Source organism: Thermoleptolyngbya sp. PKUAC-SCTB121, from assembly GCF_016919485.1.
GTDB lineage: Bacteria > Cyanobacteriota > Cyanobacteriia > Elainellales > Elainellaceae > Thermoleptolyngbya > Thermoleptolyngbya sichuanensis.
Window position 1 is genome coordinate 1,899,889 of record NZ_CP070366.1, and the last position, 15,772, is coordinate 1,915,660.

General features: G+C 57.9%; 13 protein-coding genes. 7 read left to right on the forward strand and 6 right to left on the reverse strand.

What is annotated here, in order from left to right:
• Positions 1-116: 116 nt before the first annotated feature.
• Positions 117-1,568, reverse strand: a complete 1,452-nt coding sequence (locus tag JTM80_RS07975; protein WP_225906795.1) for an LCP family protein — start codon at positions 1,566-1,568, stop codon at positions 117-119.
• Positions 1,569-2,123: 555 nt separating this feature from the next.
• On the opposite strand from JTM80_RS07975, the gene JTM80_RS07980 reads away from it, so the two are divergent.
• Positions 2,124-3,173 (forward strand): mannose-1-phosphate guanylyltransferase, encoded by a 1,050-nt coding sequence (locus JTM80_RS07980; RefSeq protein ID WP_172358569.1) that lies wholly within the window; start codon positions 2,124-2,126, stop codon positions 3,171-3,173.
• 27 nt (positions 3,174-3,200) lie between these two features.
• Here JTM80_RS07980 and JTM80_RS07985 read toward each other — a convergent pair whose 3' ends face one another.
• Positions 3,201-4,823, reverse strand: a complete 1,623-nt coding sequence (locus tag JTM80_RS07985; RefSeq protein ID WP_205371315.1) for a photosystem II high light acclimation radical SAM protein — start codon at positions 4,821-4,823, stop codon at positions 3,201-3,203.
• A 636-nt stretch (positions 4,824-5,459) separates the two neighbouring features.
• Between JTM80_RS07985 and JTM80_RS07990 the strand changes: the two genes are divergently transcribed.
• Positions 5,460-5,804, forward strand: a complete 345-nt coding sequence (locus JTM80_RS07990; RefSeq protein ID WP_172358568.1) for a DUF1830 domain-containing protein — start codon at positions 5,460-5,462, stop codon at positions 5,802-5,804.
• Between the two features lie 134 nt (positions 5,805-5,938).
• Here the strand turns inward: JTM80_RS07990 and JTM80_RS07995 are convergent, their stop codons facing one another.
• From JTM80_RS07995 to JTM80_RS08005, 3 genes are all read right to left on the reverse strand, one after another.
• A complete protein-coding gene (locus JTM80_RS07995; RefSeq protein ID WP_172358567.1) occupies positions 5,939-7,255 on the reverse strand; it encodes a dihydrolipoamide acetyltransferase family protein in 1,317 nt (438 codons plus the stop codon).
• Between the two features lie 321 nt (positions 7,256-7,576).
• Positions 7,577-8,026 (reverse strand): YlqD family protein, encoded by a 450-nt coding sequence (locus JTM80_RS08000; RefSeq protein WP_068516377.1) that lies wholly within the window; start codon positions 8,024-8,026, stop codon positions 7,577-7,579.
• Positions 8,027-8,144: 118 nt separating this feature from the next.
• Positions 8,145-10,067, reverse strand: a complete 1,923-nt coding sequence (locus JTM80_RS08005; RefSeq protein ID WP_205370928.1) for a long-chain fatty acid--CoA ligase — start codon at positions 10,065-10,067, stop codon at positions 8,145-8,147.
• A gap of 646 nt (positions 10,068-10,713) precedes the next feature.
• Between JTM80_RS08005 and JTM80_RS08010 the strand changes: the two genes are divergently transcribed.
• The 3 genes from JTM80_RS08010 (at position 10,714) to JTM80_RS08020 (ending at position 12,935) form a co-directional block, all read left to right on the forward strand.
• The gene (locus JTM80_RS08010; RefSeq protein WP_172358565.1) at positions 10,714-10,998 is read left to right on the forward strand and encodes a DUF427 domain-containing protein; all 285 of its coding nucleotides are present in this window, start codon (positions 10,714-10,716) and stop codon (positions 10,996-10,998) included.
• A gap of 177 nt (positions 10,999-11,175) precedes the next feature.
• The gene (locus JTM80_RS08015; RefSeq protein WP_172358564.1) at positions 11,176-11,784 is read left to right on the forward strand and encodes a DUF3038 domain-containing protein; all 609 of its coding nucleotides are present in this window, start codon (positions 11,176-11,178) and stop codon (positions 11,782-11,784) included.
• Positions 11,781-12,935 (forward strand): DUF4335 domain-containing protein, encoded by a 1,155-nt coding sequence (locus JTM80_RS08020; protein WP_172358563.1) that lies wholly within the window; start codon positions 11,781-11,783, stop codon positions 12,933-12,935. The genes JTM80_RS08015 and JTM80_RS08020 overlap by 4 nt, the downstream gene beginning before the upstream one ends.
• Positions 12,936-13,026: 91 nt before the next feature.
• On the opposite strand, the gene JTM80_RS08025 is transcribed toward JTM80_RS08020, so the two are convergent.
• Positions 13,027-13,242 (reverse strand): Hfq-related RNA-binding protein, encoded by a 216-nt coding sequence (locus tag JTM80_RS08025; protein ID WP_205370929.1) that lies wholly within the window; start codon positions 13,240-13,242, stop codon positions 13,027-13,029.
• A 330-nt stretch (positions 13,243-13,572) separates the two neighbouring features.
• Here JTM80_RS08025 and dapF point away from each other — a divergent pair, with 330 nt between their 5' ends.
• On the forward strand, positions 13,573-14,421 hold the full coding sequence (gene dapF / locus JTM80_RS08030; RefSeq protein WP_205370930.1) for a diaminopimelate epimerase: 849 nt from the start codon (positions 13,573-13,575) through the stop codon (positions 14,419-14,421).
• Positions 14,422-14,531: 110 nt separating this feature from the next.
• The gene (locus JTM80_RS08035; protein WP_205370932.1) at positions 14,532-15,758 is read left to right on the forward strand and encodes a lipid-A-disaccharide synthase-related protein; all 1,227 of its coding nucleotides are present in this window, start codon (positions 14,532-14,534) and stop codon (positions 15,756-15,758) included.
• The last annotated feature ends 14 nt before the right edge of the window (positions 15,759-15,772 follow it).

The window sequence follows — 15,772 nt, forward strand, 5'->3', positions numbered from 1 at the left end:
CAACGTTATTTTCTCATGGTTCCTCTTCTCATGGTTCCTTCGGAACCGCATCCGCCCTTGCTGGAGGGTTGACTGGTGCGGGTTGGCTGAGCAACAGGGCAAAACGGGGTAAGCACTTAGTTCACAACATGCTCCTGACTGCTAGCGGCTCGCTCCACCCAGTCGGTGCCGATCCGGATCGTCAGGTCAGATTCTAGATCGCCAATAGAGGCCGACACCACCTCGCCCACGCCGAGCGATCGCTGCACGATTGCTGCCCCCTCTAGGTCGCCTCGCTGAGCAATCACCTGGGTTTCGCCTTCCCAGACCGACCAATCTGGAATGACGTAAACGTTGTAGAACCCCTGCTCGCGCAGATAGCGCACCAACCGGAGCGTTGCTCGCCCGTCGCCGCTGGCATTTTGCACGGCAATGCGGAGGGAACTGGGGTCGGCGCTGCGGGCTAGCTGTACATCCATCCCTGGCACCTGGAAATAGTCCCGCATGATGCGATCGCGCTCACGACGGTTTAAGATCCAGTAGCTAGCGATCGACTCGTCGGGCCGGCTAAACCGACCGGGCAGCATCACCATCCGCAGGTCACTCCGCTCCATCGTCAGCGCAAAGTTGCCCAGCGCCAGCATTTCCTCTAGTGTCAGGTTGGTATCGACATACTCCTGCATCAGCGCGATAATTTGCGGCAGTTTGGTTACGGTTGCCGGGCTGGCCAATCGATCCTTGAGCGCTCTCAAAAGCTGCTGCTGGCGCTGCACCCGCCCAATATCCCCCTGCCCATCGTTGCGGTAGCGGGCAAATTGCTCTGCTTGGTCGCCGTTTAGCCATTGATGGCCTTCTTCTAGGTCAATTTTTAGCTTTTGGGTTACATCTTCGTATTCCATTCGGAAGGGAACGTAGACCTCAATGCCGCCCAGCAAATCGACCAGTGCCCGAAATGAATCGGTGCTGACGCGCACGTAGCGATCGATCGGCACACCGTCCAGGTTGTAGCTGACGGTCTGGGCGGCAAGGGCTGCGCCCCCTTCCTGGTTTGCGTGATTAATTTTGGCAACACCATAGCCTGGAATTTCCACCCGTGTATCGCGAGGGATGGACAGGATGCTGGCGGTAGTGGTGGCTGGATCGACGCGCACCAGCAGCATGACATCGCTGCGTCCGCCCAGCACGATGTCTTCGGCATCTTCGGGAGCATCTACAAAGTGATCGACCCCCATGACCAGAATGTTGACCGGGCGCGTCACTCGATAGCCAAAACTGTTGGCCAGTACCGTGCCTACGCGCTGCCGCAGGTCGCTCTGCGAGTCGCGATCACCCCTTTCTGGCATCAAAATCGTCAGCGCTGCCCCCAGCGTTGCGGAAACCGTCGCCGTAGAAACAAAGGCCAGAACCCACAGAAACTTGTTCAAAGCGCTGCGTCCCTTTGGCGGGGCGGTTGGAGCGATCGCCCGCTTTGAGAAACTAGGGGAAACCCCAGCCGCAGAGGCTCGCGGAGAAGACGAGTTTACGGGGACTTGACCAGGCTGTTCGGGTTTAGAAAGCTCAATTTCAGACTCAGGATTGGACTGTCTCACTCGGACTCACACCTCGTAACTGCGTTGTCGGACTCACACCTCGTAACTGCGTTGGCTGCAACTCGTATCCAAACTCTTTGCTGCTTCCGAAATGCCCCCTGTGAAATTCTTAGCAGCAGTTCTAGCCCTCCACCAGTTTATCCAAATGTGTCGTTTTGTATATGATCCCCTTGGATCACTCGACAAGACGACCCGCTCTCCCGCTGGACATAACTCTACCAAACCCCAAGCGATCGCATCGTAGGCTGCGTGACGGTTTTGCAAAGCGACCTTAACCTAAAGCCGCTGCAACCTTAACCTAAAGCTGCTCTCAGCAGTCTCCTGACTTTCTAGATTCATGACTTCCGCACTTGCGATCATCTCTTTGAACTTTGGACAGAATTTTGAACGATTTCTCGCGAGCGCAGCCCGCGAGAAATTGTCCAGCTACGTAAGTCCTGTAGATAAAAATCCGGTAAAGTCGGCCGTTTTGGGAACCCTAGGCAGGAGAAAAGTTTTGTACGATAGGGCGGGATTGGGTAAACGCAGCGGCATAAACGTGGAGGGGCAAGCAGCATGATTCCAGTGATTCTGGCAGGCGGCAAGGGCGAACGGTTTTGGCCCCTCAGCCGCAAGGCGCGTCCCAAGCAGTTTCTCAGTCTCGACGGCAGCGGCAGAAGTTTGCTCCAGGCGACGGGCGATCGCCTCCTCGACCTTGCGGGCGGATGGGACGGGCTGTGGGTGATCACAGCAGCGCACCTAGCCGATGGCGTGCGAGAGCAGATGCCCGATCTGCCAGACGCGAACCTCTTGGTGGAAAGCGAGGGACGAGATACAGCTCCAGCGGTGGCCTGGGCGACGCTAGAAATTGCCCGCCGCTATGGAGAGGAAGCAATCGTCGGCTTTTTCCCGGCAGATCACTGGATTGGCGACCTGCCCACCTTTCACAAGACGCTGCGGGCTGCGGCAGATCTGGCGCGAGAACAGGGGGCGATCGCCACGCTGGGCATTGCGCCGAGCTTCCCCTCCACGGGCTATGGCTACATCGAGCAGGGCGACCCCGCAGGCACGTATCTCGACTGCGCCGCTTACCGGGTCAGCCGCTTTACCGAAAAGCCCGACCGCGCCACGGCGGAGGCATTCCTCGCCAGCGGCCGCTTTAGTTGGAACAGCGGTATGTTCATCTTTCAGGCGGGGGTCATGCTGGCGGAACTGGAAACCCACGCGCCTTACGTGATGCAGCCACTGATGAAAGACGGCCCAGCGGCCTATCCCAAGCTGCCCAAGCAGAGCATTGACTATGCCGTGATGGAAAAGACCGACCGCGCCTACGTGCTGCCTGTCGCCTTTAGCTGGGATGACCTGGGCGACTGGAACGCGATTGAGCGGCTGCTAAAGGGCGACAATCCCAACGTAGAACTGGCGCGTCATGTCGGGCTGGACACCCAGGGCGCACTGTTTTATGCCACCGACGACGAAGATCTGATTGTCACCATCGGACTAGAAGATACGGTGATCGTGCGCGACCACAAAGTGACGCTGGTGGTGAAAAAAGACCGCACCCAGGAAATCAAGCAAGTCCTCAAGGCGCTGCAAGACGATCCGCAGTACCACCATTTGCTGTAGACCCGTAGATCCGACCGCGTGGGGGCTTTACCGCTTGACCACAGGGGCGATTTGCGAAGCGGTTCCTACGGGAATCGCCGCTGTCAGGGCTTCTTCTAGCTCGGCGCGGCCAAGCCGCTGTTCCAAAATCCGCATCACCTCGCGCCCAAAGTCGTTGGGGTTTTGCCGCCACGCTTGCAGGCACACCTCACCAAAGAAGGAGCCGAGCGGTTCCGGGTTCCACAGCAGCTTTTTCGCCACCCAGGGCAGGTGGATCGCCAGCGGGTCATAGCCCTTTTTCAAAATGCCGTGGTCAAAGGCGTATTGCTCTAGGTGTGTGTGGGGCTGGAGGCCGATGAAGAAAATGGCGGGTTCTACCTTGTCTGCGCCAAAGATGTCTTCTAGAGCGCGATGGTAGGCGATGGTTTGGCGAATCGTGTCAAAGGTTTCGTCGATCACGTTAAAGGAATAGTTGACCGATACCAAGCTGTTAAACCCGGCTGCCTTCAAATCGCGGCAGTTTTGCAGCACCGTCCGCAGGTTATAGCCCATCCGCATTTTGCGGACGAGTTCCTGAGAGCCGCTGGTGATGCCGATTTCAAAGTAGTTCATGCCCGTCTGCACCATTAGCTCGCAGAGGCGTGGGGTCAGGTTGTCGGCGCGAATGTAGGCGGCCCAGTGGATATCGGTCATGCCCGCATCGACGATTTTTTGCAGCAGTTCCTCCGCGTCGTCGATGAATTTGCGAGCAGGAATAAACTGCGCGTCGGTAAACCAGAAGTTGCGAACGCCGCGCCGATAGAGCTGCTGCATTTCTGCCACCACTTCATCCGCCGGGTTAATCCGCACCTGCTTGCCTTCGACGACGGTGTAGATGCAATAGCAACAGTTGTGGGGGCAGCCGCGCTTGGTCTGCACGCCCACGTAAAAATCCTGGTCTTGCAGGTAGTAGCTAAATTCGGGCCAAATCTCGGCGATGTAGTCGTAGTCGCACGCGCCTTTTTCCAGGGGAGCAGGCTGTTCGTGAATCAGGCGATCGCGCGGTTTCGTTTCGCCTACCACGTAGCACCGCTCATCCGAAAAATCCTGCCCCCGCAGCAGCTTTTCTAGCAGCGCCTCACCCTCCCCCACGGAGATAATGCTGCCTTTGGGAAGCATATTGCCCAACTGTTCATAAAACACGCTGACGGCCCCGCCGCCCACCACCAGTCGAACCTCTGGGCAGTAGCGCCGTGCCCGCTTTAGCCCGCGCTTGATCAGACCTTCGTTGCGCCAGAGTTCTGTGAGATAGGACGTGGCCATGCGGAGTCCACCGAGCGCTCCCCGCAGCTTGACCAGCGGGTTGCGAGCATAGTAGAACTCGAAAGCATTTTGCAACGGGTTGCCGCCGCGCCCGCCAACCGGGGCGTAGATTTGAATGTCGCGCCAGGAAAACACCAGCAGCGTTGGGCGAAACTCGTCGATGCAGCGGTCGAGCGCGGGGCCAAAATCCAGCGGTGGCACGGTTCCTAGGTCAAAAATGCGCTGCTGCACGTCGGGAAAGACTTTGTGGACGTGGTCAGACAGGTAGACGACACCGATGGGGAAGATGGGATTGCACGGAAGGCGCACATAAAGTACCCGCTCAGACGAGAGGCGATCGCGGCGGGTGAGCGGTGTCGGGGGAGACATCAACTGCGCTGTCATGCTGATTGATTCCGGTAAATCTGGGGTCGGAAAGCGTCGATTTGTCGGTCTGTCGATCCGTCGATCTGTCGGTCTGGCGATCGCTCTATAAGAAACCACATTTTGGCGAGTACAGGTTGACGCGACCTATATCGATCTGTCGGTCTGGCGATCGCTCTATAAGAAACAGCCCTATAGAAACCGCTCTATACAAACCGATAGAAGGAGAAACCGATAAGAGGCGGGTATCGAATCTGAGACAACTGTTTATATGTCTTTACAATACCATCGACTTTCTTGGCGTGCATCGAAGTTTCGTATCCAGAGAGATTGAAAGCCCCAAAAACACGATAGCCTTCCTGAAGAGCGGTTCTGTTGGCCTGGTTTTATCGAAGGTTTGCGTGGGTTGACGCGACCTCACTCTATACCTGGATGTTCGACGAATATCCGATGGTAGAGCGCTAGCCTGCCAGAATGCTGAAACAGAGCCAGAGGCAGCGTTGGCAGCCGTTGACTTCATGCGGGGATCACACTCCCGTGAATTTTTGCGTACAGATCGTTGGTAGTTGAGTTTACAGCCTTTGGGATCGTGGGATGTTAGGGTTAAAACACCCACGCAATTACACGAGGCTCCTCACGGCTATGGCGCAAATTATCGATCCCGTCCCCACCGATAAGTTGGTTCACATTCTCTGCTGCTACGTGAACGCGACAAGCAAAATCCAGATTGCTCGCATCACCAACGTTCCTGGCTGGTATTTTGAGCGCGTGGTGTTTCCGGGGCAACGGCTCATTTTTGAGGCTGTGCCCGACGCAATGCTAGAAATCCACTGCGGCATGATGGCCAGTGCCATTCTGTCTGACACGATCCCGTGCGATCGCCTCCTGATTGAAGACGAGCTAGACGCGACGTTTGAATCTTCGGAAGCTGGGTTTAACAGCGTTCAAGTTCGCCAAGCCTTCGCAGCGGCCACGTCTGCAGAATAGCTCGGCTGCGTTCGAGCGCTCGGTTGCGGGTTTGATCTCCGAGATTGAGAAGCAAGTTAGGAGGGAGCGCAGACGCTCCCTTTTTTTGCGTCGGGTTTTGTATTCCTGAATGACTGAACCGTTACACCGAACTGTTACAGCGTCAGCGATTGCGCGTCGGTTTCGATCAGCTTGGCCAGGTCTTGGAGGAACGCTGCGGCGTGGGCACCGTAGATAATCCGGTGATCGGCAGTCAGGTTGACCTGCATTTGCGTCCGCACGCCGAATAGTCCGTCTGCGGTCGCCACCACCTGCGGGCGGGATGTGCCGATCGCCAGAATCGCGCCCTGGCCGGGCGGCAAGATAGCATCAAAGCGATCAACGCCGAACATTCCCAGGTTGGAGAGCGTAAACGTTCCTGTGCTGTATTCTGCAGGCTGGAGCTGCTTCGAGCGGGCGCGATCGACCAAGTCCTTCCAGGTGCGCGACAGGGTGTAGATATCCATTTGGTCAGCGGCTTGCAGAACGGGCGTAATCAGTCCGCCATCGTCCATCGCCACCGCCACCGCCACATTGATGCCGCTGTTGTACTGAATGCCTTGGTCGGTGTAGGCCGCGTAGAGTAGCGGATGCTTCTTCAGGGTCACGGCAATTGCCTTAGCCAGCAGTGCTGTCATCGTTACGCCCTTGGATTTGATCTGCTTGTAGAGTTTGTCCAGGTTGTCGGTGGTGATGGTATAGCCGACGTGGAAGGTGGGCACCTCTAGGCTGGCGACCATGTTCCGCACAACGGCATTTTGCAGCGTGGTCAGGGGCACGACCTGGCCGGGTGTGACGGGGGCCGCCGGAGCCGGGGTGGGTTTAGGAGTTGCCGCAGCCGGAGCCGGAGCAGACGCAGCCACCGGAGCAGCAACCGCAGCCGGAGCCGGAGTCACAGCCGGAGTTGCAGGCTCAGACACTCTGCCAACAGCGGCTTCCACATCTTCGGCGACGATGCGTCCGTGGGGACCACTGCCTTTGAGCGTGGCTAGGTCAACCTTGAGTTCTTTGGCCAGCTTGCGAGCGCGGGGCGACACGACGAGCCGCCCAGAACTGCCGTTGCTGCTGGCGATCGCCTCTTCCACGGTCGCAGCGACGGGTTCCGGTTCGGTAGTAGCAGGCGCAGGAGTCGGGGCAGCCGGAGCGGGAGCCGAGGCGCTGGCAGCCTTCTGCTTTGCGGTCTCGATCTCTGCCTCAGTTTCGGCAATCAGGGCGATCGCCTCGCCCACCGGAGCCGTGCTGCCTGCGTCCACAATAATCGTTGCCAAATAGCCTTCATAGAACGACTCCACGTCCATGTCTGCCTTATCGGACTCCACCACCACCACGGTTTCGCCCTTTTCGATTTTGTCGCCCGGTGCTTTTACCCAGGAAACGATTTTTCCCTCGGTCATCGTAGAACTGAGCGCAGGCATGAAAACTTCGTGGATCATGGAGCGGCTTCCCAAATCGTGAGTAAAGGTGAAATGCAGGCTGGGTCGTTCAGTAAACCGTTATGGATTGACTGCTATGAACAGTGACTATCAGTGACTATCGACCCTCAGATCTTTGCAGCCAAGCCCAACCCCAAAACAATGGAGACTCAGCAGATCGAATTGTAACGCGATACGAAGCAGATTTTTGGCGAGGGGGTTAGGGTTTGGAGATGAGGAGGCAGGAATCGATTTTTGGGTTTTGGGTTTTGGATTTTGGGTTTTGGATTTTGGGGAGCATCGGGTCGCTGCCCTCATGCTCCAACTCTCCACCCCGCCTGTCTAAAGCTCTCCCCGAATTTCCTCCACGATGCCGTCCCGCAGCAGCACCTCGATCTGCATTTTGCGGATTAGGTTATCGCCCATTTCGACGCGACAGAAACCTTCCACCAGCCCTTCGCTGACTTCTTGATCCATGTCCAAAAGCTGCACCTGCTGGAGTTGCAGCAACACCTGATTACGCCGCTCCAGGATTTCGCTTTTGCGCTGGTTGACCTGGAGTTGGAAGTTGTTCATTTGCTGGGCGATCGCTGGGTCGTCAGGGCGAATAATTTGCTTTCGCATTTCCGCCATCATGCGCTGCTCTTGGGTTTCAAGCTGCTGCTTTTGTTCATCAAGCTGGTCGATCTGGAGTTGGAGCTGCTGCTGTTTCTCTTCTTTCCAGCGGGGGGTGACCACAGCCTTGACGTTCACAGCGCGTTTGAGGAGCAAATAGGATTGGGAGGGGTCCATGAGGAAGTTGAAATCGTCCATTGAATAAAGGTTTGAAGTGTTTGTGCCACGATCTGGTGCAACACTCTGGCGATCGCCCTCACGCCGCCCCCGAACCATACAACATGCGGGAACGGCCTCAGGCAAACATCGATTCGATCATACTGCTATAGCGTTCCATCACAACGTTGCGGCGCACTTTTAGCGTCTGGGTCAGCAGCCCATTGTCCACCGTAAACGGCTCGCTGAGGATGCGGAACGGCCCAACCCGCTCATCGGGGCGGAAGCCCGGTCGATTTTGCACTGCCTGGGTCAATTCCTGACGAATCAAGTCCTGCACGGGCTTCGACTCTAGGTTGATCGTGCCGTCAGCGTTTCGCACCGCATCGCCCTGCGTCGCCGCCCAAGACTCCAGCGTTTCTAGGTTAGGCACCACCAGCGCCCCAATCATCCGCTGATCCTGTCCCACCAGCATCACCTGGTCGATATACACGCTGCGAATGATGGCGTTTTCAATGGGCTGCGGCTCAATGTTTTCGCCATTCGTGAGAACGATCGTGTCCTTGGCGCGGCCGGTAATAATCAGGTCGCCCCACTGCGTCATCCAGCCCAGGTCGCCCGTGTCAAACCAGCCGTCCGGGTCGATTGCCTTGCGGGTGGCTTCGGGGTTCTTGTAATAGCCCTGCATCACCTGGGGACCGCGAATCAGGATCAAGCCTTGCTGTCCCTGGGGCAAATCCTGGCGAGTTTCCGGGTTGACGATGCGCGTCTCGGTGTAGGGTAGCGCCTGCCCATCGGCTCCGCGCATATTATGCCGGACGCGGCGGACATGGGTAATGGGCGAGGTTTCCGTCAGTCCGTAGCCGCCCAAGATTTGAATGCCTGCCATCTCAAAGAAGTCTTCCAGATGCTCGGCAATAGAGCCGCCGCCGCTGACGACGAACTTGATCTGGCCGCCGATGCCGTCGCGCACCTTTTGGAACACCAGCCGATCCGCCAGCAGGTAGACCGGAGAGGTGATTGCCACTTCGCCCATGGCCTTCAGCTTGTCCAGGGGCGAGGGATTCAGGTTGTCCAGGTTTAGCCCTTGCAGGGTGCGGTTTGCCTTGACGTAGCGATCGCTCTGCTTGAGCAAGAAATTCACCAGCTTTTGCTTTTTCTCTGGCTGGTCGCGGAACTGTTTCTGAATCCCTTCGTAAATCGACTCCCACAGGCGCGGCACGCCCACCATAAACTGCGGGCGAAACTCCTTCAGGTCTTTCTTAACGAAGCGAATATTGGTGTAAACCTGCGTGCAGCCGTGGGCGAAGATAAAGTATTCAAACGTGCGCTCGTAGCAGTGCCAGATCGGGAGAATGCTGAGGACGCGATCGCCCGGTTGCGGTTCGACCACCGTCGCCGCGCCTTCGACCTGCGACAGCAAGTTGCCGTGGCTCAGCATCACGCCCTTGGGCACACCAGAAGTTCCTGAGGTATACATCAGCGTGGCCAGTGTGTCACGGGTGCGCTGGGTGGGCGGCTGCACGGCGCGGTTTTTGCCCATCTCCAGCACTTGCGAAAAGTTAAGAATCTTTAACCCCGGCGCGTCCAGCGTTTCGTCCGTTAGCAGGATCACCGTTTGCAGCGGCAGGTCATCCAGATTGGGCGAGACTTTCTTGAGCGTGGCCGCATCTTCGGTAATCAGCGCCACGGCTTCGCTGTTGTCGAGAATAAACCGCAGCTCGCCCCGGTCTGCCTGGGAGCCACGCACTGCGTCGATGGCCCCGGCGGTCATGATGCCCTGGTCGGCAATCAGCCAGCGGGGGCGATTATCGGAAAACAAGGCGACGCGATCGCCCTCTTGGATGCCCAGCGCCTGCAACCCTGCGGCAAATTGCAATATCTGCTGATATAGCTCGGCGTAGGTCAGCTTGATCTCCGGCGTGCTGTGGGGATCATGCACAGCAGTTAGATTAGCAATCTCCGGTCGCTGGGCGCAGCGGGCAAACAGTTCAGGAACCGCTTGCATCTGGCTAAAGGGCGATTTGCTCAGTGGGGCAGCAGTAGACACGGCAGCAGTCATAGGGGTTCCCTCAGCGCTAGACGGCTCAACAAACGCCCAAAAAACGCCCAATGGGTGTCTCTGGCGTTTTGTTTCTGGCTCTAGTTTATGCAGCATCGTGCCGCGCGACACCCCTCTCCCTGCCACTCGCGCCAAAATCGCTAACTGTCCGCCTCCCTGCCCCCAACCCCTGCCTTGCTTTCAGGTGAATCTTGTGCCGAACTTTAAGATTGGTAAGCTCACGCGCTAGAATTGGCGGTTGGGACTCTTTTACGAGAGTTTCTTTTACAAGAGTTACGAGTTACAGTTCAGGATTTCAGCGTTCCCCAGTTTTCGGCATTATGCTCAGTACTAGTTTTCATTGAAGGTGGAATTCCATCAAAGCCCCGCATCATCAAAGCCCCGCACGGTTTAAGTTATCTGCCCAACTTAGCCCAATTTAACTGCCCGATTCTTAGAGCTAATTTATGAGGCAAATCTTAAGAAGCCTGAAACTCTTGGCACGTGTGGCTTTGAGGTCATGCTTGCCCAGGAAAAGCGGTTTCTCGGAAATCCTTGATTAACAAGGCTTTCAGGCTCCTTTACAAATTAGCTCTTAGCTGCTCGTTCTTCAGCGATCTGTACAACTCCTTGTCAGGTATTAACAGGTATTCATCAGGACAAACCCATGCCCAAAGCAACTTGGAACGGAGCCGTGCTAGCCGAGAGCGATCGCTGCGTGGTGGTCGAAGGCAACCAATACTTCCCGCCCGATGCCATCCAGTCTGAATATTTCCAGCCCAGCGACACCCACACAACCTGCCCTTGGAAAGGCGTTGCCAGCTACTACAACATCGTGGTTGATGGCCGGGTCAACAAAGATGCCGCCTGGTATTACCCGGCGCCGAAGGATGCTGCTAAAGAAATTACAGGGCATATTGCCTTTTGGCGCGGCGTGAAGGTCGAAGTTTAAGTCGAAGCTTAAAATGCGGGCAACCTAAAGTCGAATCCTCCAGTCATAAAGTTCTGGTTGTATCGGTTTGCCCCGATCAATCTGTCCGTCCGAATTTGGGAACCAAAGCGCTGACAGATTGGCTTTTGGGGCAGCCGCAGATGAGTTCACCGCACGAGAAGTAATGCAAGTACCGTAATGCAAGTACAAACCCCGCCCGACCAATCCATTCCCCCTATCTTGGGAACCCTGCCTGACATTGAGGTTCCCGGTGAAACCGTTCCCCGGCGGGCGCGGGTGCAGCTCGACTTGCTGCTGCTGGCGATCGAAGCGCTGGACCTGGGCGGCTCCGAAGCGCTGCTGATCACCGCCAGCGACCTGAATCTGCAAAGCATCGTGAAAAATCGCGTCGGGCTGTGGCGGCTCCGCAGCGCCAACCCGCTGCGACGCTATGGCAGCCAGCGCAAAACGTTGACCCAGGCAGAGGGCAAGGCAATGGTTCTGGTGATTTGCAACCTGGCACGGCGGCTGACGGGCGTGATTCGGCAGCTTCTGCTGGCGCACCAGCAATTGAGCGATCGCAACCTTTCGGTGGAGCATCACTTCCGCTTATCGGAATACCTGGAGCGCTTTCGGGCCCACTTTCGCTCTCGCATGAACCCGCGCCGCGCCGCTGTGCTGCTCTACGACACCGACGAAAAGCTGAATGACCTGGCGCTGGGGCTGCTGCGTCAGCTTCTCTTCTGCACGGGCACGGCTGGCCCCCAGCGACTTTGGACGAGCTTGTTTGATGGAGAAGTGGCATGACGATTCAGCGGCAATATACCCTGCCCAACTGCAAGCTGGTGGTTGAAGGACTGAGCGACGGGGCGACTGCCACAGCACCGCGTCCCGTCGTGTCGATGGTGACCAATGCCGAGTGCCACTTTGCCGGCCAGCCAAAACCAATTAGCGGCGGCCGGGCGTTTTTGGAAGATCTGGCGATTACAGCCAGCAACTATGCCCAGGGGATTCTCAGCGGCGTGCCCCATCCCCACACCCAACCCGGCCAAGGGGAATTGGTGTCTTTGGAGCGAGTTGAGCCGGATCTGCATCGGCTGACGGTCAAGCCAGATTCGTTTGTGGGCGAGGCAAACGGCGGCGGGTCTGCGGCTCCCGTGCAGATTGATTTGCGGACGGTGCAGCTTTTTGACCTAGTGGAGGCGATTGACCAGTTTTTGGCCGATAGTCAGACCTTGCCAGAGTTTGCTCCCCAGCTTGCGCCCGTGTCGCGCCGCTATGCAGTGACCCATGAACCCATGACCAAGCAGGTTGTGCCCGCTGCGATTGGGCTGGTGGGTCTAGCGGCGGCGGCGGCGGCGCTGTTCTTCTTGCCCATTCCGGAGCGTCGTCCTGAGGCTGCGGCTGAGGACGCGACCACGCCCGCACCTTTGGTCAGCCCTGCGTCTCCCGCAGCTAGCCCGCCGACGGATTCGCCCACGCCGCTGGCTTCGCCCAGCCCGGTCGCCAGTCCCAGCCCGGTTCAAAGTCCAGACACCACGGTTTCGGAAAGCCCTACTGCTGAAGATCCCAGCCCTGCCGCTAGCCCTGAAAATGCTCCTCCGGAGACGGGTGGCTCAGTAGGCGAAGCCCTGGTTAATGCAAATGAGATTACCGAGCCAGAGCAACTGGATCGGCTGAAGACCCAACTGCGCGATCGCCTCGATGCTGCCTGGTCGCAGCGGCCAACCTTTACCGAAGATTTGGTTTATCAAGTCTCGGTGGCAGAGAACGGCGACATCTTGGGCTTCCGCTATATGAACAATGCCGCTGTGCAAAACGCCAACCAAACGCCGCTGCCTGACCTGCAATATCAGCAGGCCGATCGCTCCGCAGAACCCAACGCCCTCTTTCGCGTGGTGTTTACGCCGGGCGGCGTGGTGCAGGTGAGTCCTTGGCACGGACGGCCGCCCGAATAGGGTCGTGGCGCTTGATTGGCGCTTGATTGGCGATTAACTGGCGGTTGATAGAGATAACCGCTGGAGCAGTAGAGCCGACTCCTGATCCGCGTTACAGCTTCGGCTTCATGTAGGCGATTGCGCTGCGCCAGATGACCGTTTGCTGGTCGTAATGATCGACCACGCAAATGCAGTGCTGATCCTGCCAGCGCATTTTGCCTGTGATCAGGTCATTGGTAATCAGTTTGAGTTCTACTTCGCGCTCTTCGCGGATTAGGGTTTGGATCTGACGGACGCTGGGCAGACCAGTTTCTAGTTCGATGCTCATGGGTTAAAGTCTCAGGGTTTTGGATTTTGGATTTTGGGGTGATTCAGGAAGCGAACAATCCAGACGCGGCGGGTTCTTTCAGTTTAGGCCTCTAGTTTAGGAGATGTCCGGCGGCGATGGGGGCGATCGCCCGCTCCGATAGTCTGTAACAGCTCGCAGCAGCCTGCGACGGTTCGCAAGGGACTGCGATATCTGCGATATTCAGAATGCCCAATCGGAGCCTATGATGATTCAAGCAAGCGGCTCAAAGCATCTTCCCAAGTCCTTGGGTTACTGGCACTGAGTTATTGGCACTGAGTCCCCGTTAGACCTCCCTGACACATCACAACTATGGCGATCGCATTTACGAAATATCACGGGCTGGGCAACGACTTTATCCTGGTAGACAATCGGCAGCAGGCAGAGCCGTGCATTACCCCAGAGCAAGCGGTGGACTGGTGCGATCGCCACTTTGGGATTGGTGCAGACGGCGTGATCTTCGCGCTGCCAGGGCAAGACGGCACCGACTACACTATGCGGATTTTCAACTCTGACGGGTCAGAGCCGGAGATGTGTGGCAATGGCATCCGCTGCCTGGCCCGCTTTATTGCCGACCTAGAAGCTGCCGAAACCGGATCGCCGCGCCCAGTCTACAAAATTCACACGCTAGCGGGACTGATCACGCCGCGCCTAGAGGCAGACGGACAGATCACGGTCGATATGGGGCTGCCCCGGCTGCTGGCGGGCGAAATTCCCACGACGCTGGCCGCTCCAGAGGAAAAAGTCGTGAACCTGCCGCTGGAGGTGGCTGGGCAAACCTGGCAGGTCACCTGCGTCAGCATGGGCAATCCCCACTGCATCACGTTTGTAGAGGATGTGGCGACGATTCCGCTGGCGGCGATTGGGCCCCAGTTCGAGCATCATCCCGCTTTCCCCAAGCGGATTAATGCTGAGTTCATTCAGGTGGTGCGCCCGGACTATCTGAAGATGCGCGTGTGGGAGCGGGGCGCAGGTATTACGCTGGCCTGCGGCACGGGGGCCTGTGCGTCGCTGGTGGCGGCGGTGCTAAACGGCAAGAGCGATCGCCGTGCGACGGTGGAGCTTCCTGGCGGGCCGCTGCTGATCGAGTGGTCAGAGGCCGATCAGCACCTCTATATGACCGGGCCTGCGCAGAAAGTGTTTAGCGGCACGGCGCTATAGCGTCTTGGATTAACCTCTCAAAACCTTGAAAATAGGGGCACTGACCCGGCTCACCCAATTTTGCGGCGATCCCTTATCCTTGAGGTTCAACCGCGTAGTGATGGTTTGGCATGAAGCTACTGTGTCTGAGCAATGGTCATGGAGAAGATGCGATCGCCCTCCGCATTCTCCGGGCCCTGCGGCATCGGGCAGACCTAGAAGGCCGTGTGGCAGATATCGTGGCGCTGCCGCTGGTGGGCGAAGGTCATGCCTATTCCCAGAGCGGCATCCCGGTGATTGGCCCAGTCAAACAGCTTCCCTCCGGTGGCTTTGTCTATATGGACGGTCGGCAGTTTGCCAAGGATCTGCGCGGCGGGCTGCTGCAACTCACCCTCAGCCAGCTTCGCGTGGTGCGCGAGTGGGCCAAGCAGGGCGACCTGATTTTGTCCGTGGGCGACTTGGTGCCGCTGCTGTTTGCCTGGTGGAGCGGTGTGCCCTACGCCTTTGTGGGCACGGCCAAATCGGAATATTACTTGCGCGATGAAGCCGGACTCTTGCCCCGCGCCTCCTGGTTTGAGCAGCTAGAAAGCTGGTCAGGATCGGTCTATTTGCCCTGGGAGCGCTGGCTAATGGGGCGGCGGCGCTGTCGGGCGGTGTTTCCTCGCGACAGCCTCACCAGCGAGGTGCTAAGCCGCTGGAAGCTGCCCGTGTATGACCTGGGCAACCCGATGATGGATGATCTGGAACCGATGGGGATTGACTTTGCGATTCCCGACGAGGCGCTGGTGGCCACGCTGCTGCCGGGGTCGCGGGTGCCCGAAGCCTATCGAAATTGGGAAACGCTGCTGGATGCGGCGCAATCGCTGGTGACGGGACTCGATCGCCCCGTGACCTTTCTGGCGGCGATCGCCCCCTATCTTGATTTAGCCTTGCTGCACCAAGCATTGCAGGCTCGCGGCTGGCAGTTGACCAATCCTGCTCCCGTGCCGCCCCTGGCCTATCGCCAAGACCAGGCGACGCTGCTGCTGACCACGGCCTTTAACGGCTGCGTCAACCGGGGCGACGTGGCGATGGCGATGGCGGGCACGGCTACGGAACAGGTGGTGGGATTGGGCAAGCCCGCGCTGATCTTTCCGGGCGAAGGGCCACAGTTTACCTACGCCTTTGCCGAAGCCCAAACGCGCCTGCTGGGGCCGTCGGTGATCCTGGTCGAACAGCCCGACCAGGCAGCCAAAGTCGTGCGATCGCTGCTGAAAGACCCCGATCGCCTGCAAATCATTGCCGAAAACGGTCGCCGCCGCATGGGACTACCTGGTGCGAGCGATCGCATTGCCGCCTGTCTGCTGAGTCAGGGGTGATGTTAGATGTTGGA

Excerpts from the sequence above, each read along its gene's own strand:
- JTM80_RS08035 (WP_205370932.1), top strand. The coding sequence starts at position 14,532 with ATGAAGCTACTGTGTCTGAGCAATGGTCATGGAGAAGATGCGATCGCC.
- JTM80_RS07990 (WP_172358568.1), top strand. The coding sequence starts at position 5,460 with ATGGCGCAAATTATCGATCCCGTCCCCACCGATAAGTTGGTTCACATT.
- JTM80_RS08010 (WP_172358565.1), top strand. The coding sequence starts at position 10,714 with ATGCCCAAAGCAACTTGGAACGGAGCCGTGCTAGCCGAGAGCGATCGC.
- JTM80_RS07980 (WP_172358569.1), top strand. The coding sequence starts at position 2,124 with ATGATTCCAGTGATTCTGGCAGGCGGCAAGGGCGAACGGTTTTGGCCC.
- JTM80_RS08020 (WP_172358563.1), top strand. The coding sequence starts at position 11,781 with ATGACGATTCAGCGGCAATATACCCTGCCCAACTGCAAGCTGGTGGTT.
- JTM80_RS08005 (WP_205370928.1), bottom strand. The coding sequence starts at position 10,067 with ATGACTGCTGCCGTGTCTACTGCTGCCCCACTGAGCAAATCGCCCTTT.
- JTM80_RS08015 (WP_172358564.1), top strand. The coding sequence starts at position 11,176 with ATGCAAGTACAAACCCCGCCCGACCAATCCATTCCCCCTATCTTGGGA.
- dapF (WP_205370930.1), top strand. The coding sequence starts at position 13,573 with ATGGCGATCGCATTTACGAAATATCACGGGCTGGGCAACGACTTTATC.
- JTM80_RS07995 (WP_172358567.1), bottom strand. The coding sequence starts at position 7,255 with ATGATCCACGAAGTTTTCATGCCTGCGCTCAGTTCTACGATGACCGAG.
- JTM80_RS08025 (WP_205370929.1), bottom strand. The coding sequence starts at position 13,242 with ATGAGCATCGAACTAGAAACTGGTCTGCCCAGCGTCCGTCAGATCCAA.
- JTM80_RS08000 (WP_068516377.1), bottom strand. The coding sequence starts at position 8,026 with ATGGACCCCTCCCAATCCTATTTGCTCCTCAAACGCGCTGTGAACGTC.
- JTM80_RS07985 (WP_205371315.1), bottom strand. The coding sequence starts at position 4,823 with ATGTCTCCCCCGACACCGCTCACCCGCCGCGATCGCCTCTCGTCTGAG.